Origin of the sequence: Streptomyces sp. XM4193 (genome assembly GCF_023072595.1) — a bacterium.
Classification (GTDB): Bacteria; Actinomycetota; Actinomycetes; order Streptomycetales; family Streptomycetaceae; genus Streptomyces.
Genome location: NZ_JALLGK010000002.1, coordinates 77,078 through 95,612 on the forward strand (window position 1 = coordinate 77,078; position 18,535 = coordinate 95,612).

General features: G+C 70.0%; 13 protein-coding genes, 2 tRNA genes and 1 pseudogene. 12 read left to right on the plus strand and 4 right to left on the minus strand.

Translation table 11 applies throughout. The features are described from left to right. The first annotated feature begins 220 nt into the window (after nucleotides 1-220). The 4 genes from MTQ01_RS07590 (at nucleotide 221) to MTQ01_RS07605 (ending at nucleotide 3,342) form a co-directional block, all read left to right on the plus strand. Nucleotides 221-2,017: an LCP family protein gene (locus tag MTQ01_RS07590; protein WP_282613437.1), complete on the plus strand. Its 1,797-nt coding sequence runs from the start codon at nucleotides 221-223 to the stop codon at nucleotides 2,015-2,017. Nucleotides 2,018-2,083: 66 nt separating this feature from the next. Beyond that, entirely contained in the window at nucleotides 2,084-2,512 is a 429-nt protein-coding gene (rsfS, locus tag MTQ01_RS07595; protein ID WP_247487939.1) for a ribosome silencing factor, read from the plus strand. Further along, nucleotides 2,509-3,147, plus strand: a complete 639-nt coding sequence (locus MTQ01_RS07600; protein WP_247487941.1) for a histidine phosphatase family protein — start codon at nucleotides 2,509-2,511, stop codon at nucleotides 3,145-3,147. Before rsfS ends, MTQ01_RS07600 begins: the two co-directional genes overlap by 4 nt. Before the next feature lie 122 nt (nucleotides 3,148-3,269). After that, nucleotides 3,270-3,342 (plus strand) — tRNA-Ala (locus MTQ01_RS07605). 315 nt (nucleotides 3,343-3,657) lie between these two features. On the opposite strand, the gene MTQ01_RS07610 is transcribed toward MTQ01_RS07605, so the two are convergent. The 3 genes from MTQ01_RS07610 to MTQ01_RS07620 form a co-directional block, all read right to left on the minus strand. Continuing rightward, the gene (locus MTQ01_RS07610; RefSeq protein WP_247487944.1) at nucleotides 3,658-4,446 is read right to left on the minus strand and encodes an aminotransferase class IV; all 789 of its coding nucleotides are present in this window, start codon (nucleotides 4,444-4,446) and stop codon (nucleotides 3,658-3,660) included. Between the two features lie 556 nt (nucleotides 4,447-5,002). Further along, nucleotides 5,003-5,407, minus strand: a complete 405-nt coding sequence (locus MTQ01_RS07615; RefSeq protein ID WP_247487946.1) for a hypothetical protein — start codon at nucleotides 5,405-5,407, stop codon at nucleotides 5,003-5,005. Then, the gene (locus MTQ01_RS07620; protein WP_247487948.1) at nucleotides 5,404-5,859 is read right to left on the minus strand and encodes an OsmC family protein; all 456 of its coding nucleotides are present in this window, start codon (nucleotides 5,857-5,859) and stop codon (nucleotides 5,404-5,406) included. Before MTQ01_RS07620 ends, MTQ01_RS07615 begins: the two co-directional genes overlap by 4 nt. 65 nt (nucleotides 5,860-5,924) lie before the next feature. Here MTQ01_RS07620 and MTQ01_RS07625 point away from each other — a divergent pair, with 65 nt between their 5' ends. Beyond that, nucleotides 5,925-6,650, plus strand: coding sequence for a helix-turn-helix transcriptional regulator (locus MTQ01_RS07625; RefSeq protein WP_247487950.1), 726 nt, complete (start codon nucleotides 5,925-5,927; stop codon nucleotides 6,648-6,650). Between the two features lie 791 nt (nucleotides 6,651-7,441). On the opposite strand, the gene rraA is transcribed toward MTQ01_RS07625, so the two are convergent. Further along, complete coding sequence (rraA, locus tag MTQ01_RS07635; protein ID WP_247487952.1) at nucleotides 7,442-7,951, minus strand: ribonuclease E activity regulator RraA; 510 nt, start codon at nucleotides 7,949-7,951, stop codon at nucleotides 7,442-7,444. A 491-nt stretch (nucleotides 7,952-8,442) separates the two neighbouring features. Here rraA and MTQ01_RS07640 point away from each other — a divergent pair, with 491 nt between their 5' ends. The 7 genes and pseudogenes from MTQ01_RS07640 to MTQ01_RS25155 form a co-directional block, all read left to right on the plus strand. Continuing rightward, on the plus strand, nucleotides 8,443-8,676 hold the full coding sequence (locus tag MTQ01_RS07640; protein WP_211038499.1) for a hypothetical protein: 234 nt from the start codon (nucleotides 8,443-8,445) through the stop codon (nucleotides 8,674-8,676). Between the two features lie 345 nt (nucleotides 8,677-9,021). Beyond that, nucleotides 9,022-9,094, plus strand: a tRNA-Ala gene (locus tag MTQ01_RS07645). A 242-nt stretch (nucleotides 9,095-9,336) separates the two neighbouring features. After that, a complete protein-coding gene (gene leuS / locus MTQ01_RS07650) occupies nucleotides 9,337-12,213 on the plus strand; it encodes a leucine--tRNA ligase (protein WP_247487954.1) in 2,877 nt (958 codons plus the stop codon). Nucleotides 12,214-12,421: 208 nt separating this feature from the next. Further along, nucleotides 12,422-13,276, plus strand: coding sequence for a hypothetical protein (locus MTQ01_RS07655; protein ID WP_247487956.1), 855 nt, complete (start codon nucleotides 12,422-12,424; stop codon nucleotides 13,274-13,276). A 159-nt stretch (nucleotides 13,277-13,435) separates the two neighbouring features. After that, nucleotides 13,436-14,290, plus strand: coding sequence for a DegV family protein (locus MTQ01_RS07660; RefSeq protein ID WP_247487958.1), 855 nt, complete (start codon nucleotides 13,436-13,438; stop codon nucleotides 14,288-14,290). A gap of 1,357 nt (nucleotides 14,291-15,647) precedes the next feature. Next, nucleotides 15,648-16,397: a ComEA family DNA-binding protein gene (locus MTQ01_RS07665; RefSeq protein WP_247487960.1), complete on the plus strand. Its 750-nt coding sequence runs from the start codon at nucleotides 15,648-15,650 to the stop codon at nucleotides 16,395-16,397. 1,031 nt (nucleotides 16,398-17,428) lie between these two features. Beyond that, nucleotides 17,429-18,469, plus strand: a pseudogene (locus MTQ01_RS25155) (ComEC/Rec2 family competence protein); the annotation flags it as partial. Nucleotides 18,470-18,535 lie beyond the last annotated feature (66 nt).

The following is an 18,535-nucleotide window of genomic DNA, read 5'->3' on the forward strand; positions in this document are numbered from 1 at the left end:
CGGTGGCCGGTACGACGGCGGGCAGTACGACGCCGGGCAGTACGGCACCGGCCGGTACGACGACGGCGGGCAGTACGGCGCCGGCGGTGGCGCATCGGGGCCGTACGACGGCGGACACGACACGGGTCAGACGCCGCCGGTGTCCTGGGACACGGGCCAGCTGCCCCCCGTTCAGTACGACACGGGCCAGATCCCGCCGGTCCAGTACGACACCGGCCGGATGCCTCCTGTCCAGTACGACACCGGTCAGCACCCGCCGGTGCGGGACGGCGTCGGCTCCTACGACACGGGGGAGCACCCGCCCGTCCCGTACGACACCGGGGAGTACCCGCCGGTGCGGGACGGCGTCGGCTCCTACGACACCGGCCAGTACCCGCCGGTGGGCGACAGCGGGAACCCGCCGTACGACCCCGGGCGGTTCGGCGGACGGCAGGGCACCGTCGGACACCTGCCGGGCCAGGCCGACGGAGGCCGGTACGGCTCCGGCCGGCCGGAGCCGTACGACACCGAGGAGTACGGCGCCGGGGAGTACGGCGTCGGGAGCCGGCCCTCCGACCGGTTCTCGGCGGAGCAGTACGGCACGGGCAGCCGTGACGCCGGCCCGCCTCAAACCGACGGACTCCGTACCGACGGGTCCGGCTCCGAAGGCCCCGGCCGGCCGTTGGAGGAGGGGCAGACACCGTCCGACCGGTATGCCGCAGCGCCGCAGCGTCCCGCGGGGGAGAGGGGCCGCCCTGCGGGCCCCGGACCCGCGGGAGAGCCCGAAGTCGGTTACGAGACCGAGGAGTTCGCCTTCGTCGAGGAGGACGAGAAGAACTCCGAGGACGTCATCGACTGGCTGAAGTTCACCGAGAGCCGCACCGAGCGGCGCGAGGAGGCGCGGCGACGGGGCCGGAACCGGGTGATAGCCCTGGTGGTCGTGCTGACTCTGGCGCTCGTCGGAGGGCTCGGCTACCTGTGGCAGTCCGGCAAACTGCCCGGTCTCTCCGAGGAGACCGACCAGGCCGCCTCCGCAGCCGACACCCGGCACGTCATCGTGATCCACCTGCGCGAACTCGAGAGCGGCGACATCTCCACCGCCCTCCTCGTCAACAACGAGACCGCCGGCCGCGGAACCACCGTCCTGCTTCCCAACTCCCTCGCTCTGAAGGGGGAGTCGGGCGAGACCACCACGCTCGGCAAGGCGTTCGCCGCCGAGGGCGCCGGAGCCACCCGAGACTCACTGAACGACCTCCTCGGCTCCAACATCGAGGGCACCTGGCGACTGGACACCCCGTACCTGGAGAACCTCGTCGAGCTGGCCGGAGGCATCACACTCGACTCCGACGCCACCGTGCCGAGCACCGAGAAGGGCGAGAAGGCCCTCGTCCGGAAGGGCGCGGACCAGGAGTTGGACGGCAGGGCAGCGGTCGCCTACGCGACGTACCGCGAGGCCGCCGAACCGCAGACCAAGCAGCTCGCCCGCTTCGGCCAGGTCCTGCAGGCCGTCCTCGGCAAGGTCTCGACGGACAAGGAACAGGCGACCACCGCCGTCGAGTCGCTCGGCCAGATCCTGGACTTCTCGCTCACCGAGGCCGAACTCGGCGCCGCGCTCGCCGCGCTCGCGAAGCTCGCCAAGGACGGTGACCACAAGACCGAGCTGCTCCCCGTCGCCGCGAACGGCACGCTCACCGAGGAGACTTCGCAGGGCCTGGTCAAGGAGGTGCTCGGCGGCTCGGTGCGCAACACCGAACCCGGGGACGCGGTCCGCCTGGCGGTTCGCAACGCCACCGGGCAGCGCGGTGCGGCGGACGGCGCCGGGGTGACCCTGGTCAACGGCGGCTTCACCGTCGTCTCCACCGGCGCTGCGGACGCGGCGGCGGAGCGCAGCACCGTCACCTACAGCGGCGCCGCCCACCAGAAGCAGGCCGTCGAGGCCGCCAAGACACTGGGTCTGAGCGAGAAGGCCGTCAAGAAGGGCGAGGGCGCCGCCAACGCGGACGTCACCATCGTGCTCGGAAAGGACTACAGCGACTGACCGGGGCACCGTGGCGGTCGTGAGACCCTTGTCGGGTACCGGACCCTCTACCCGAAAGCTCCGCCTGTGACCGCCACGGACCACTCCCTCGAACTCGTCGCCGCCGCTGCCCAGGCAGCCGCCGACAAGCTCGCGCACGACATCGTCGCCTACGACGTCAGCGACGTGCTCGCCATCACCGACGCCTTCGTGCTCGCCTCCGCCCCCAACGACCGCCAGGTGAAGGCGATCGTGGACGGTGTCGAGGAGCAGCTGCTCAAGGAGCTCGGCGCCAAGCCGGTGCGCAGGGAGGGCGAGCGGGACGGCCGCTGGGTGCTGCTGGACTACGTCGACATCGTCGTCCACGTGCAGCACAGCGAGGAGCGTGTCTTCTACGCCCTGGAGCGGCTCTGGAAGGACTGCCCCGAGCTTGCCCTGCCCGAGGACGCCGTCGCGACCAGGGGCAAGGGAGCAGAGCACGCCGGCGACAGCGCGGAGAGCGGAGAGCCGGCATGAGCTCCGGCCGCAGGATCGTTCTGTGGCGGCACGGCCAGACCGCCTGGAATCTGGAGCGCCGCTTCCAGGGCACCACGGACATCCCGCTCACCACGGAGGGCCTGAACCAGGCCCGGCGCTCCGCCCGTCTGCTCGCGGGCCTCAAGCCGGACGCGATCATCTCCTCCGATCTCATCCGCACCCGCGCCACCGCCGCTGAGCTCGCCGAGCTCGTCGGGCTGGAGGTCACCCACCACGAGGCGCTGCGCGAAACGTACGCCGGCGTCTGGCAGGGGCTGACCCACCAGGAGATCCTCGACCAGCACGGCGAGCAGTACGCGGCCTGGCGACGCGGCGAGCCGGTGCGCAGAGGCGGCGGCGAGCTGGAGACGGAGGTCGCCGACCGGGCCGCGCCCGTCGTACAGGCCGCCGCCGAAAAGCTCCCGGACGACGGCATCCTGGTGGTCGTCAGCCACGGCGGCACCATCCGCACGACGATCGGGAAGCTCATCGGGCTCGACCCCGGCGCCTGGGAAGCCCTCGGCGGTCTCAGCAACTGCTGTTGGTCCGTCCTCGGCGACAGCGTACGAGGGTGGAGGCTGCTGGAGCACAACGCCGGAACCCTGCCCGAGCCGGTGCTCGGCGACGACGACTGACCTCCTCCCAGGGTGTCCGCACCCGCCTCTACCCGCTGTCACCTGCGATTTCACTTATCGGCTGGTCACGGGGTAGAGTTCCACTCGTTCCGGACCGGTGGTCGCCACCAGGACGGCAACGCGGGGCTATAGCTCAGTTGGTAGAGCGCTTGCATGGCATGCAAGAGGTCAGGAGTTCGATTCTCCTTAGCTCCACAGAAACATCGATCGATCTGAACCTTGTCCCGCACGATTGTGGGGCGAGGTTCTTTTCGTGGTCCGACCTCGTCGTGGCCCGACCTCCCTCCGCTGCGCCGACGAGCATCTCGATCGTGCTGCTGGAAGTGGGCGGCGGAGGGAAGCGGCGATCGCCCCGGCGGGCTCGAGGGTGGTTCGGTCGCTGTCGACGGCGACCCGTCCGAACGCGCACGGTTGGCGTCCGTCCGACGAGGCGGTTCAAAGCCTGATGCCGCGACAGACGGTGTGCGACGCCCCCGCAGGGTGCAGAAGAAGTCGCACCCGCGCCTGAGATCAAGCGAGTTGATTCTGGCTGTCTCTGGCCCAAGCCCGGTGGAGGAGACGTGGGAAGGCCGGCTCCTGAACCAACTGCCGGTCTCCGATTCTCGACACGGGGATGCCCGGTGTCCATGAGTTCATCACCGCGGCAGACCACCGCTCGTCGATTTCGGTTGGACGGACGGCGCGGGTCTGCTGGGGCACTCCGAGAGCGCGCAGCTGACGAGCCAGGATCTGCATGGTCACTCCGTGCAGATACTCGGCTTCGGGCCAGATCACCGATGCGCCGTCCCAGTACGCGAGGTTCCAGATCGTCGCTTCGCTCAGCCGGCCGCCCCGGTCCAGGAAAGCGGCATCGTCGAATCCACGCGCGTTTGCTTGCCGCAGGAGAAGGGTCTTGCTGATCTCCCCGACGTGCTTGATGTCGGGAAGGTGACGTTCGTGTCGGATGACATCGAGTGAGATCGGGCCGGTCGGCGCCTGCACTGGGTCCGTGACCTTCACGAGGACCTCGAGTTCGTCCCTTTCACCGGCGGGCGCGAACTCGCCGGGCCGTGAGGTGATGAAGCGGCCCGGCGCTCCGGCTCGGGCCAGCGCCTGTTCGAGGCCGCGGTCGTCGTACAGGTTCGGCAGATCAGAATGCTGCTGGCCGCAGGGATCCCCCTTCGGGTGATCGGTGAACTGCTCGACTGCATCAATGATCCAGAAAGCTTGGAGCCCTGCGCGGTGCCCGTACTCGTGGAGCACCTGCGCGGCTACGACTCCCGTATCGCCGAACTCGTGGGCATCCGAGAGCGACTCCAAGGTCTGATCGACTCGTCGACCTCGAGCGCGGGTCAGTCCGTCTGACTGCGAGCGTCTCAACTGGTCGTCGTCGTTTGGCCCGTTGGGTGCAGACGTCGATGAACCGGCAGATTGCGGGTGGTCCGGTTCTTGCACCCGAAGCCCTCGTGGGGGCGAGGAGGGCAGGGTGGCTGCGGGCCCGAACGGAGGCTGCGGAGCCTGGAGCAGAAGTGAACCGGTTCGGGTGTGCGTCCAACTGCTGTGTCGGAAGTCCTGGCAGCAGGATGCACAGTCTCTGTGACGCTTGACGCCGTCCGCTCGCTTTCGCGGCCCGCCCCATCGCGAGCGGAAATCGCTGATTCCGTGCAGGACTTGTCCGGCCGATCGTGCACGGAGCCCGATGGCGAGGGGCGGTGGCCGCGGTTCCGAGGAAGGTGGAGGCGTATTCGGCGCAGCGGCCGGCCACTGCTCCGGTGTGTTTGAGCCGCTTGATCGCCCGTTCGGCAATGCTGCGCCACGTGTACCGCGGGTCGTTGAAGCCGGGTGGCCGTACGCCGCGTGTCTTCCAACCGCCGGGTCAGCCCTGTTCCCAGCGTTCGATGACGTCGCGGCACAGGGCGGTGTGCTCGTCCGGCACGAGCAGGACCAGATTTCCGGCGTGATCGCTGTACTGGACCAGGACATTGACACCGGCGTCACCAAGCACGCGGGCAAGCGCGCCGAGCTGTCCGGGCGTCTCCTGGTCCAGCCGGGTCATGGCGACGTCACGCACGACGGCGGGGCCGAGCCCCGCTGCGGCGACGACGGCCAGGGCGACCGGGCCGTCGTCGACGAGGTAGTGCGCGACGGCATGCCCGTCATGGGTGAACATGCCACCGCCCTCCAGGCTCACCCCGGAGCTGCCGAGCGCTTGGCCGAGGTCGGCCAGCGCGCCGGGTCGGTTCGGCAGGTGGACCTCGAGGTCTTGCAGGCGGGCGCTCACGAGGCCACCGAGGTGGTGACCTCGACGGGGACCGACAGGCTGTTGGCGACGTAGCACTCGTCGTGGGCCCGCACGGCCAGCTCTCGGACCCTCGTCTCGTCCGTCCCGGCGGCAACCTTGACGGTCACGTGCAGCTGGATCGCAGCCAACCGGGCGGGCTCGGCAGCCAGGTCGAGCCGACTCGTGGCCTCGTCGTCGTAGGCGAGGACATCCACTCCGGCGCGGGCTGCGGCGCCGAGGAAGGACAGCATCTGGCAGGACGAGGCGGCCATGACCACGAGTTGTTCCGGGTTGAGTCGGTCAGGGTTGCCGCGGAAGGCCGGGTCCGCGCTCAGGTCGACCTGCCCGGTGGCGGGCGGGGCGACGGCGGTGTGGTCGCGCGAGTAGGCACGGACCCCGGCGGCGGTGGAGCCGTCCCAGTGCAGACGGGTGCGGTAGGCGTGTGTGCTCATGATCGAACCGTAGATCCGGGACGCTTCGGCACCGGCCGAAGCGTCATCGTCGTATCGTCCCCACCATGAGCAGGGACCGGGACTTCACGAGCGTGGGCAAAGCCCTTGCCGCGCCCGCGCGCTCGGTGTTCCTGAACCTGCTCATGGACGGCGCCAGACGGCCGGCCGGTGAGCTGGCCCGAAGCGCCGGAGTGAGCGCCTCGACCGCGTCCGAGCACCTGGCAGTGCTCGTGGACGCCGGTCTGGTGACGTGCGAGGCGCGCGGGCGGTGCCGCTACTACTCGCTCGCCGCCCCGCAGGTCGCAGCCGCCCTGGAAGCGCTCGGTGTCCACGCCGAGCCGATGCCTGTCTCGGGGTATCGACGAAGTCGTCAGATGCAGCGCTTGGCCGCCGCGCGGTTCTGCTACGACCACATCGCCGGACGGCTCGGCGTCGCGCTGACGGATGCCTGGACACGCCGGGGATGGTTGGCCGACCGTGAGTCGCTCACCCTCACCGACGCCGGCGCTGACGGGCTGCGTGGAGTGTCGGTCGACGTTGACGGTGCGATCCGGGCCCGTCGCGCCACCACCCGGGCGTGCCCGGACTGGACGGAACGACGGACGCACTTGGCCGGGTCCCTGGGTGCCGCAGTCGGCAGACGGTTCCTCGAAGCCGGGTGGGTGGTGCGGCACAGCTCCGGGCGGGGTCTGAACGTCACCGGGAGCGGCCACGATCTCCTGCGAGAAGCCTGGGGAATCGACCTGACCGATCCGTCCGACCTGACCGACCTGACCGGACGGGCCCGGTGAGCGGGCGCTGTCGCCCATTCACCGATTTCCGGTACAGGTTTCCAGGGGCCGAGCCCAGTCCGCTGCCGCCTTCCAACGACGGTGGGCATGGTCGCCCGTTCACCGATCACCGCACGCTCGGTACGGGGACCGGCGGCGTGCTGATGCGCCGCACGACGGTGGAGTGAGATGTCCCGGTCCGGCCTCCGGCCGCGTCGGGCCTCGGCCTGGACCTACTGCGGCAGGCGTTCCGCTGTCGGGCTGCGGGACGTCGTGTGCTGTCACGCGCAAGTCCGTCGGCCGACCACAGACGGTGGGGTTCATGGCCCGTCATCCACGGCCCGAACCGCTCGGGCAGTTCACGCCGCTGAACGCCGGTCCGTACTCGGCGCAGAATCCTGGTCGGTCACCTGCCGGTGATTCCGCCCCCGCCGGTGACCCTGCCACCTGCCGCAACTTCTGTTGCTGACCGGCAAGAACGGCCGCGACCGCTCCCACTCGGCGTCCATCGGATCGCCCAGCCCCACCTCCACATCCACGCCCTCGACACGACCACGGAGCAGTCACACGGTCGGCAGGACGATTCCCGGACCGTCCTGCGATGGTGGTCGGCAACCCCGGGGCGCGTGCTGACGGCGGCCGGCACTCGTGCCTGTGCCTGTGGCAGGGCCCGGTCGCCGGTCCACAACTTTCGGCACTGTGGCCGTACGGCTCGATTGACCGCGTTCTTCCGCTGGTTGCATGCGGTCCGCCGACTGCCGGCCGGCGGACCGCATGTGCCACTGAGGGGTTGTGCGGTCCGCCCGCGCAGCTCAGTCGGCGAGGACGACTACGCCGTCGCTGTCGCTGTGAAGGTGGGCGCCGGGGGTGAAGGTTGTTCCGCCGAAGGTCACCGGGACGTCCCTCTCGCCCTCGCCAGTCTTGGAACTCTTGCGCGGGTTCGAGCCGAGTGCCTTCACCCCCAGGTCGAGGGTCGCGAGGATCGCGGTGTCCCGCACGGCACCGTTGATCACGACGCCGGCCCAGCCGTTCGCGACCGCCGAGGCGGCGATGAGATCGCCCATGAGCGCCGTGTGCACCGAGGCGCCGCCGTCCACGACGAGCACCCGACCCTCCCCGGGCTCGGCGAGGGTTGCCTTCAGGAGCGCGTTGTCCTGGAAGCAGCGGACGGTCGAAATCGGCCCGTCGAAGCTGCTCCGGCCGCCGTACTGGCGGAACTGGGTGTCGCAGGACTGCAGCGCTTCGCCGTGCTCGTCGTAGAGGTCGGCGGTGGTGACGGCGGCCGCAGCGGACGAGGCTGTCGATGAGGAGGACTGGGGCATCTCAACTCCCGGATGAGGATGTCGTATCGGTGGCGCGCGTCTGCCAAGCAGGATAGGCAACCCTCATCGGCGTTGCCTCGCTGAGCTGCTGTTCCCGTCGACACTCAACCGCCAAATGGAGATATGGGCGGTCGTTGTGCCGCGCCGGACAGAGCGCGGGAAGGCTCTCGCGCTGTGGCGCTCACCACCTGGCCGGTCTCCCTGACCACGGCCGGACATGGCAGAATCGTGGCACCGCAGGGGCGGGATCTCTCGTGGAGCGACGACGCAGGGGAGGGTGCGCGGTGCGGACGCACGGGCTGTTCGATGCGCCGGCTCCGCTTGCGCCGTCCGGCCCGGGTGGAGGGAATCGTCCGCACATGTCCGTGCAGGCACAACAGTGTTCCGTGCTGCGGTGCCTGCCCCGTGGTTCGGCCCGGATGCTGGGGGACGGCGGCGGGGCGACGCACGTGTGCACGGCTTGTCGTCATAGCTGGAGCTGATAGGGGCAGATGGGCGCGCACAGCAGGAAATGCGACTGGTGCGGAAGCGGCACCCCGATCGTCCGCGACATGGAGCCGGTCAACAGCCGCTACCAGTACTGGTGTGTGGAGTGCGCGCGAGCGCTGATCATAAAGGGCGACCCGATCGAGACGTATCGCGAACTGGAGGGCGAGCCGATCTACGGTCGACTGCTGGAGGAGCACTGCACCCTCAAGCGGTTCTACTCCTTCGTCACGGCGTAGAGGCAGGGGCTGCGTCACCCGGCAGATGTTGAAGCTCGGGTCGGGACCGGGTCGATGTCGGGGTGGCGGTGGGCCCGCGCTGGAGGCCTTGATCCGAACGATCCCGGACCGGTTGCCGCCCGCTTCGGAGCCGGTCATGACGCGTCCTCCTGTCGTCACCGGCGCCGGTGACCGTCGAGTCGGCCGATCAACGCCCGTCGCTGCTCTCGCCCTCCGATCCGGACCGTCCACGACCCTGATGCCGGTTGATCCGGCTGGACCGAAACGGATTTGGCAAAGCCGGGTGTGGTCCGTGTAAAGTGGGCCTCGCCGCCGCGGGGGAAGAACCCGCGGAGGACCAAACCCGGGGCTATAGCTCAGTTGGTAGAGCGCTTGCATGGCATGCAAGAGGTCAGGAGTTCAATTCTCCTTAGCTCCACAGCAGATGAGAGTCGTCAACCAAGACGGCTCTCTTCTTGTTTTCTCTCCCTCGGTGCTTATCTGGGCGATTGGCCTCTGCGCTATCCTGACCGCATGCGTGCCGTACGCCTTCTGCTTAGCGAGCCGCGCTGACGAGTACCTGCCCCGGACAGCGGGCAGGAGTCGGCGCGGCCACCCCTCGTGTGCGAGGGGTTTTTTCGTTTCCGGAGGCAGAGACCCACTGATGGAGCTTTGAGGGACATGAGCCAGACCACCAATCCTGCCGAGAACGCGGCGCCGCACCGCTACACCGCGGCTCTGGCCGCCGAGATCGAGGCACGCTGGCAGGACTTCTGGGACAAGGACGGCACGTACGAGGCGCCCAACCCGACGGGCGACCTCGCCGCGAGCGGCGACCGGGCCGAAATCACCGCGCGCCCGAGGCAGTTCGTGATGGACATGTTCCCGTATCCCTCGGGCGCGGGTCTGCACGTCGGCCACCCGCTCGGGTACATCGCAACGGACGTCTACGCCCGCTTCCAGCGGATGAACGGCTACAACGTCCTGCACACCCTGGGCTTCGACGCCTTCGGCCTGCCGGCCGAGCAGTACGCGGTGCAGACCGGCACCCATCCTCGGATCTCCACCGAGGCCAACATGGAGAACATGAAACTCCAGCTGCGCAGGCTGGGGTTGGGCCACGACAAGCGCCGCAGCTTCGCCACGATCGACCCGGAGTACTACCGCTGGACCCAGTGGATCTTCGTGCAGATCTTCAACTCCTGGTACGACGAGCGGGCGGACCGGGCTCGGCCGATCAGCACCCTCGTCGCGGAGTTCGAGTCCGGTGAGCGGGAGACGCCCGAAGGAGCCGCGGCCTGGGGCGAGATGAACGCCTCCGAACGTGCCGATCTGCTGGGCGAGTACCGGCTGGCCTACGCCTCGGACGCACCGGTCAACTGGTGTCCGGGCCTGGGCACCGTGCTGGCGAACGAGGAGGTCACCGCCGAGGGGCGCTCGGAACGCGGCAACTTCCCCGTTTTCAAGGCCAAGCTCCGGCAGTGGAACATGCGCATCACTGCTTACGCGGAGCGCCTGCTCCGGGACCTGGACGCGCTGGACTGGCCGGAGGCCATCAAGCTGCAGCAGCGGAACTGGATCGGGCGCTCGGAGGGAGCGCGGCTGGACTTCCCGGTCGGCGACGGCCAGGGGATCACCGTCTTCACCACACGGCAGGACACCCTCTTCGGCGCCACCTACATGGTGCTCGCCCCCGAGCATCCTCTGGTGGACTCGCTGGTGCCGGCCGCCTGGCCGGAACAGACGCACGAGGCGTGGACCGGCGGTCACGGCGAACCCGCCGCCGCCGTCGCCGAGTACCGGCAGCGGGCTGCGACCAAGTCCGACGTCGAGCGCCAGGCCGACGCCAAGCAGAAGACCGGTGTGTTCACCGGGGCCTACGCCACCAACCCGGTGACCGGTGAGCAGGTCCCTGTCTTCATCGCCGACTATGTGCTGATGGGCTACGGCACCGGCGCGATCATGGCCGTACCCGCCCACGACAACCGCGACTTCGCGTTCGCCCGCGCCTTCGAACTGCCCGTGCGCTGTGTGGTCGAACCCGGAGACGGCCGCAGCACCGACACCTCGACCTGGGACGAGGCCTTCGTCTCGGGCGAGGCGAAGCTCGTCAACTCCTCCGGCGAGGGCGTGACCCTGGACGGCCTGAGCGTGCCGGAAGCCAAGACGGAGATGAACCGCTGGCTGACGGAGAACGGTATCGGCGAGGGCACCGTCAACTACCGGCTGCGCGACTGGCTGTTCAGCCGGCAGCGGTACTGGGGCGAGCCGTTCCCGATCGTCTACGACGAGGAAGGCATCGCCCACTCGCTGCCGGAGTCCCAGCTGCCCCTGACTCTGCCCGAGGTCGACGACTACTCGCCCCGCACGTTCGACCCCGACGATGCGGACACGTCCCCCGAGACTCCGCTGTCGCGGGACGAGGACTGGGTCAATGTCACCCTGGACCTGGGCGACGGACCGAAGAAGTACCGGCGCGAGACCAACACCATGCCCAACTGGGCAGGTTCCTGCTGGTACGAGATGCGCTACCTCGACCCGCACAACGACCGGCAGCTGGTCGACCCGGAGATCGAGCAGTACTGGATGGGGCCGCGCGAGGGCGTGCCGCTGGGCGGAGTCGACCTCTACGTGGGTGGCAGCGAGCACGCCGTGCTGCACCTGCTGTACGCCCGCTTCTGGTCCAAGGTGCTGCACGACCTGGGCCACGTCTCTGCTGCCGAGCCGTTCCACAAGCTCTACAACCAGGGAATGATCCAGGCCTACGTCTACCGGGACAGCCGTGGCTTCCCGGTGCCCGCGGCCGAGGTCGAGGAGCGCGAGGGCGGGTACTTCCACGACGGGAAGCCGGTCAAGCGTGAGCTCGGCAAGATGGGCAAGTCCCTGAAGAACGCCGTGACCCCGGACGAGATCTGCCGCGACTACGGCGCGGACACTCTGCGCCTGTACGAGATGGCGATGGGGCCGCTCGATGTCTCGCGCCCGTGGGACACCCGGGCGGTCATCGGCCAGTACCGGCTGCTCCAGCGGGTCTGGCGGAACGTCGTCGACGAGGCGAGCGGTGAGGTGTCCGTCACGGAAGGTCCGCCGAGCGAGGACACCCTGCGTGCTCTGCACAAGGCGATCGACGGCGTCGGTCAGGACCTGACCAATCTGCGGTTCAACACTGCGATTGCCAAGATCACTGAGCTGAACAACCACGTCACCAAGGTGCGGGAGGTTCCGCGCGAGGTCGCGGAGGGGCTGGTACTGCTGCTTGCGCCGCTGGCGCCGCACATCGCCGAGGAGCTGTGGCGCAAGCTCGGGCACGACGATTCCGTCACCCTGCGCGACTTCCCGGTGGCCGACCCCGCGTATGTCGTGGACGAGGCCGTGACCTGCGTGGTTCAGATCAAGGGCAAGGTCAAGGCGCGCCTGGAGGTGTCGCCGGCGATCGAGGAACAGGAGCTCGAGGCTCTCGCGCTCGCTGCCCCGCCGGTCGTCGAGGCGCTCGGTGGTGGGGGCATCCGCAAGGTGATCGTCAAGGCGCCCAAGCTGGTCAACATCGTGCCGGCCTGAATCTCGCGCGACGCCGGGCTCCGCTGCCCCTACGGGTGCGGAACGGGGCGGTCCGGGTTCCTTCGGGGATCGGGCCGCCCCGCAGCGCTTCCCGGGCCGTTTACTCTGGGAGGACCGGCCCGAGGCGTGGTCACCAGAGACCGTGCCCACCGCGCAGCGAGCAGCCCGCTGCGAGGTGTGCGGCCGAGATTCGTAAGGGGCGTTCGGAATGGGTGTGGCCACCGCCGTCTTCACCGTACTGATGCTGCTCTGCGTGACGTTCGCGATCGTCGCGGCGGTGCGAGCGGCCAGAGCGGTCAGCCGCGGAATGGAACGCGCCAGCAGCCAGGTCCGCCGCGGCATCGACGACACCTCCATCAAGATCAAGGCTGCCCAGCCGGGTCCGGTCGGCCAGGTCGCTCGCCTCCGGCTGGAGCTGCGGGCTTCGGTGGACCAGGCCAAGCGTGAGCTTGCCGCAGGGTCGGCGGAGGACGCCTCACTGCGGGAGGCCCTCGGGCTGCTCGACCAGCTGCACGACCACGCGCGTGTGCTGGACCGGGAGTTGGCCGGACTCATGGACCGCGAGCCCGATCGGCGTCGTATCGCTGCACGACTGCCGCAGGTGCGGGAGCGGGCCCAGGAGATCAGGTCCTCGGCGGACTCGCTGCGCCTCGCCGCCCAGGACCGTGCACGACGCCACGACGCGGACGGGCTCGCATCGTTGCGCGAGCAGATCGACATCGAGTCCGGTGCACTGCGGCACTGGGCTCCGGCGACGCCCCCGGGCGTTGCCGAAGCAGGCACCGACGGCAGGATCGCCGGATCGTCCAAGCAACCCGGCACAAGCGGTGCGAGCGCTTCGGGCGCGGCCGGCGCTTCCGAAGCCGCGGACGGCGACGCCTCCGGGGACGGCCCGGTTGCAGCCGCCCAGGGACGGGCCGCTGTCGGCGCTTCCTCGGACTCCGACACCGGCGCCTCCGACGCCACGGCCAGAACATCCCGGTGGGATGTCGGCGGCCTCTGGGAGGCGCGCAGCCAGCTGCCGGGCCTGGGCCGCCGCAAGCGCAGCCGTGATCTCGGCTGAGCTCGCAGCGCGATGAGAACCCAAGTACCGTGCCGGAGAACGGAGTTGGGCCGCCACTTGGGCGAAGCCGACGCTTGAGAGGCTTTGTTGGCCCCGTGACCTGCTCGGAAGCCGGGGCCGACCTGCCGCTGAGGCGGCGCACACAGTACTCTCCGGCACATGTCCGCTCCTGTCTCGATCATCACTGACTCCACGGCGTATCTGCCGCCTGCCGCGTTGCTCAGTGAGCAGATCACCACCGTGCCCCTGACGGTGGTGGTGGACGGTGAGGCGCATGAGGAGGGCGAGGGCGTCACGGCTGCCTCCTTGGCCGAAGCGCTGAGGAAGCACCGCCCGGTGACCACATCACGCCCGAGCCCCGAGGCTTTCGCCGCCGCCTATCGGGCGGCCGCCGACGCGGGGGCAGAAGGCATCGTCTCGCTGCATCTGTCCGCCGAGGTGTCCGGCACCTATGACGCGGCAGTGCTCGCCGCAGCCGGATCCCCGGTGCCCGTGAGGGTGGTGGACAGTGGGATGGTCGCCATGGCACTCGGATTCAGCGCCCTCGCCGCAGCCCGGACCGCTCGGGAGGAGGGCGGCCTGGACGCGGTGGTCCGCGCTGCTCGACAACGTGCGGAGCGGACCTCGGCGCTCTTCTACGTGGACACCCTGGACTATCTGCGACGCGGCGGTCGGATCGGGACTGCGCAGGCGCTGCTCGGGTCGGCTCTCGCTGTGAAGCCGCTGCTCGAGCTGACGGAGGGGCGTATCCAGCCGCTCGAGAAGGTGCGCACCGCCAGCAGGGCGATCGCGCGACTCGAGGAGCTCACCGTGGCGAGAGCGGCTGCGCTGGAAGCGCCGGTCGAGGTCGCAGTGCACCATCTCGCCGCGTCCGAGCGGGCCGAGGCTCTTGCCGACAATCTGCGTGAGCGGGTCGGTGATCTGGTGAATCTGCATGTGAGTGAGGTGGGTGCCGTCATCGGCGCCCACACCGGGCCCGGGCTGCTGGGAGCTGTGGTGACTCCGGCGCAGTGACCGTGCTGGGTGTTCAGTGCCACTGACGGTGCGGCGTTCCGCCGGCCCCTGCGTGCTGTCGTCGAACGGGCTGATGTGTGTGGCAGTCATGGGTTGGACGTGGGACAGGACGAGTGGATGCATGAGTGCTCCAGAAGCCGCGGTGCTCCGCGGTGAGTGGGCCGGTGAGTGTGCCGTGCGCGAAGCCGGTAGCCGGCGCGGTCTGGGACGAAGCGTTGGACCTGCCGCAGCAGGGGAACGGCGTTTGCCGGCAGGGCTGTTGCGAGGAGCAGACGAGGTCGTCCGCCGTGAAGTCGTCGTCTGCGTCGCATGGTTGTTCTCGTCGAGGGGGAGCGCAAGGGCCTTCATCTCCCATCGAGAGGGCCTTAGAGGTTCCTCGCATTGAGGTCTCCGGAACCGCCGACTCCCGTGCTGAGCAGGAGCTGAGGCGACTGGGAGTGGCATGGGAACGACCGCTCGAGGGCGCTTTTCCGGGCAGCTGACTCAGGCGCTCCCTCACTCTTTCGGGGCTCCTCAGATTGGTTGGTTGACGCCTCTCTAGGTGGTCCGCCGTATGCCCAAGCTGGAGGTGTCTTAGGTCGGACGGGTGACGCAGTTATGCACAACTTGCGAGTTATCCACAGGATTTGAGTGAGATCAGCGGGATGTGCGGATCCGTCGTAGCGTCCGCCGCATGACTTCTCGATCGCAGGTGGACTCGGCGGGACCCGGCCGTACCCGGAGGGCACAGAGGGGAGCTCAGCGGCGTCACAGCGGTGGCAGGCCCTCGAGCCCGCGGGTACTGCGCACTTCCGCGGTGAGAGACGGATCCGCCGGCCTCGGCGATGCCGAGGCCGTGGCGAGGGCCCGTGCCGCAGCTCTGTTCGCCCAGACCCCGACGGTGCCCGGCGGCGCCGACACAGCGGTGCGCGGCGGCGCAGAGGTCGCTCGGCCAGGACCGCCGGCGCACGGGAAGCCGGCCCGCTCGGGCGAGCGGTCGCGCACTCCGGGGGCCGTGCCGATGTTGCACGCGGGGTCTCGCGGGTGCCGAGTGATCGTGCGTTCCTCGTCGTCGGCGCTGCAGCCCTCGCCCGGCCCGACGCGAGGAGTCCGGATTCTCCCGAGGGCGGAGGCCATCGCGGAAGCTCGGGCTGCAGTGCGTCGCAGCCGGTGGGCGTCCGCCCGTGCCGTGCAGGCACGTCTCGAAGCTGCCGGAGACGAGCCCGCGGCCGAAGCTGCGCCCGTCTTGATCCGGGGCGCCCGAACGGTTGTGGCAGCGGGCGGCCCGCGGGGCGGCGGGCAGGGCTCCGGCGCCGCTCGTCGGTGTGACGGTCGTGGACGGCGCGAGCGGCCGGACGCTCCGCCGGACACGCAACCGATGGTCCCAGAGCCCGTGTTGACTCCGGCGGAGCGTCTTCGGACCGCCTTCCGTGAGCGGCTCCCGCTGTGGTGTCGCACCCGGTGCGGGCTCAACCTCAAGGCGCTGGCGGCGCTGGCCGTAGTGCTGGTCGTGGCCATCGGTCTCGCACTGCACCACCTGTGGAGCGGGAGGGCAGAGCCGATCGCCGCACCGGGCCTGGCGGCGGAAGAGGAATCGGGCGAGGCAGCGAGCACGCTCGCGCCGGCGCCCTCCACCGCGAGCGCCGGTTCCGACGGCGCAGCGGGCGGCGGGACGGGAGCTTCCGGCAAGTCGCTGCTCGTCGACGTCGTCGGCGAGGTGCGCAAGCCCGGAGTGCATCGGTTGCCCGCCGGATCACGTGTCAAGGACGCTCTGCGGGCCGCGGGCGGCGTCACCTCCGATGCTTCGGCGCAGGGCCTGAACCGAGCACGACCTGTGGCCGACGGCGAGCAGATCGTCGTGGCCGAGCAGGGTGAGCAAGTGCCGTCGGGCAGTGGGGACAGTGGGCCGTCACCACCGTCGGCGCCGGCTGCCGGGGGAGTGGTGAGTCTCAACTCGGCCACTGCGGAACAGCTCGAGACTCTGCCGGGCATCGGGCCCGTGCTCGCTCAGCAGATCGTCGAGTTTCGCACCAATCAGGGCGGCTTCAGCTCGGTCGAGCAGCTCAGACAGGTGAGCGGTATCGGTGACCATCGATACGCGACTCTGCGTCCTCTGGTCGGGCCATGACCCGGCCCGATCCGACCCCGCGTCCGATGATCAGCCGACGTCGCAGCCGCCGAAAGCTACATCCCCGGCCGCCGAGCCGTCGACAGGAAGGAGACGGCACACCGGTCCGTTCAATGAGCGCGGTTGAGGAGTCGGAAGTCGGGGCCCGGCTCACGGGCGGGCCGGTCGCGGGCCTGGCGCGGGCGCGCCCGGAGGTCCACGCCGACTCCCGTAACCGGCTCGGCGCGTCCCAGCCCCGCACGGAGTCGCCGGCCGACCTCAGACTGCTGCCGCCCGCGATCGGCGCATGGGTGGGTGCCGCACTCGCTCCTGCGCTGAGCGCCGGCGCCGTGGGCCTCGGTGCGGTCGGCTGCTGCCTTGCCGCCACCGTCAGCGCGGTGGTCGGCCGGTGGCACCGCATGCGACGGTCCGGCAGCGATTCGCGGGCCGCCCCGGTCGGCGGAGTATGGGTCGCGGTGGCGGTGGCACTGCTGTGCGCCGCAGCCGGCGGCACGGTGGCTGCGCTGCACCGCGCCGCCGCCCTGGACGGACCGCTGCCGCAGCTTGCCGAGCAACACGCCTACGTCACCGCCGAGTTGGAGTTGACCGGTGATGCGCGCAGAGCGAGGGCGGTGCCAGGGCGGGGTCCCGCCCCGGTCATGGTGACGGCAGAGGCGCGCTGGGTGCGTACGGCGGCAGGCGAGAGGACAGAGGTCAGCAACCCGGTTCTGGTGATCGCACCCCCGGAACAGGCCGACGATTGGTTGGAGCTGCTTCCCTCCACGCGGGTCGAAGTGGGGGCCCGGCTCGCACCTCCGTTGCCCGACCGCGGCGCGGAAGTCGCCGCGGTGCTGCGGGTCACCGCGGACGGCAGCCCTCGTACGGTGGGTGGCCCGACGTTTGCACAGCGGGTGGCCGGCGAGCTGAGAGCGGGTCTGTTGGCAGCGACCGACGGTCTACCCACCGACGCGCGGGCGATGATCCCGGCAATCGTCGTGGGCGACGACTCGCGCATTCCTCCCGACCTCTGGGACGCCGTGCGCGATACGGACATGACCCACGTCATTGTCGTCAGCGGTGCCCATGTCTCGATCGTGCTGGCGGTGCTGATCGGAGCGCCAGGCACCGCCTCGCGCGCCGAACGCCGTGGCCTGGCCGCCTGGTTCGGTGTCCCGTTGCGCACCACCGCTGTGCTCGGGGGCGGGTTGCTGCTGTGCTTCGTGGTGGTGTGCCGCCCGGGTCCAAGCGTGCTGCGCGCGGCCGTGTGCGGGGCGATCACCCTGGTTGCCATCGCGACCGGGCGGCGCCGCTCCCTTCTGCCCGCGCTGGCGGCGGCGGTGCTGGTGCTTCTCCTCTACGATCCCGCGCTGGCACGTTCCTTCGGCTTCCTGCTCTCGGTCCTGGCGACGGGCGCACTGCTGGTCCTCGCTCCCGGCTGGAGTCTCGCCCTGCAGCGACGAGGACTGCCGGTGCCTCTTGCCGAGGCACTGGCGGTGACGGCAGCCGCACAGGCGGTCTGTGCTCCTGTCGTCGTGGTGTTCGCCGCACGCGTGAGCCTGATCGCGGTCCCCTGCAACCTGCTGGCGGGTATCGCCTTCGCTCCCGCGACTCTCCTGGGTTGCCTGGCGTTGGCGATCGCGCCGATCTCCCTTCCAATCGCGGCCTGCTTCGGATGGCTGGCCGGCTGGCCGGCGCAGTGGATTGCTCAAGTGGCGCGCACCGGTGCGGCGTTGCCGGGCGCGCAGACCGGCTGGCCGGACGGCTGGGCCGGAGCGGCCCTGTTGGCCGCGGTGACGGTGCTGGTGCTGCTGGTGGTTCGCGTCGCCCTGCGGCAGGTCTGGCTGGCCGCTCTCTGCGTGCTGACACTGCTGTGCGCGGTGCTGCGTCCACAACCGCTGGACAGATTTCTCACCGGCTGGCCGCCCGCGGGGTGGCGGGTGGTCGCGTGCGATGTGGGGCAGGGCGATGCTCTGGTCCTCTCCACGGGTTCCGATTCCGCGGTGGTGGTGGATGTCGGCGAACGGCCGGAGGCGATCGACGAATGTCTGCGGCGGCTCGACGTCCGCCGGATTCCGCTGCTGATTCTCAGCCACTTCCACGCAGATCATGTGGCGGGCCTGCCCGGGGCGTTGCGCGGCAGATCGGTGGGCCTCATCCAG

Coding starts and splice junctions, on each gene's coding strand:
- MTQ01_RS07590 (WP_282613437.1), top strand. CDS start 221: ATGCCTCCTGTCCAGTACGACACCGGTCAGCACCCGCCGGTGCGGGAC.
- MTQ01_RS07600 (WP_247487941.1), top strand. CDS start 2,509: ATGAGCTCCGGCCGCAGGATCGTTCTGTGGCGGCACGGCCAGACCGCC.
- MTQ01_RS07620 (WP_247487948.1), bottom strand. CDS start 5,859: ATGAGCACACACGCCTACCGCACCCGTCTGCACTGGGACGGCTCCACC.
- MTQ01_RS07625 (WP_247487950.1), top strand. CDS start 5,925: ATGAGCAGGGACCGGGACTTCACGAGCGTGGGCAAAGCCCTTGCCGCG.
- rraA (WP_247487952.1), bottom strand. CDS start 7,951: ATGCCCCAGTCCTCCTCATCGACAGCCTCGTCCGCTGCGGCCGCCGTC.
- MTQ01_RS07640 (WP_211038499.1), top strand. CDS start 8,443: ATGGGCGCGCACAGCAGGAAATGCGACTGGTGCGGAAGCGGCACCCCG.
- leuS (WP_247487954.1), top strand. CDS start 9,337: ATGAGCCAGACCACCAATCCTGCCGAGAACGCGGCGCCGCACCGCTAC.
- MTQ01_RS07655 (WP_247487956.1), top strand. CDS start 12,422: ATGGGTGTGGCCACCGCCGTCTTCACCGTACTGATGCTGCTCTGCGTG.
- MTQ01_RS07660 (WP_247487958.1), top strand. CDS start 13,436: ATGTCCGCTCCTGTCTCGATCATCACTGACTCCACGGCGTATCTGCCG.
- MTQ01_RS07665 (WP_247487960.1), top strand. CDS start 15,648: ATGGTCCCAGAGCCCGTGTTGACTCCGGCGGAGCGTCTTCGGACCGCC.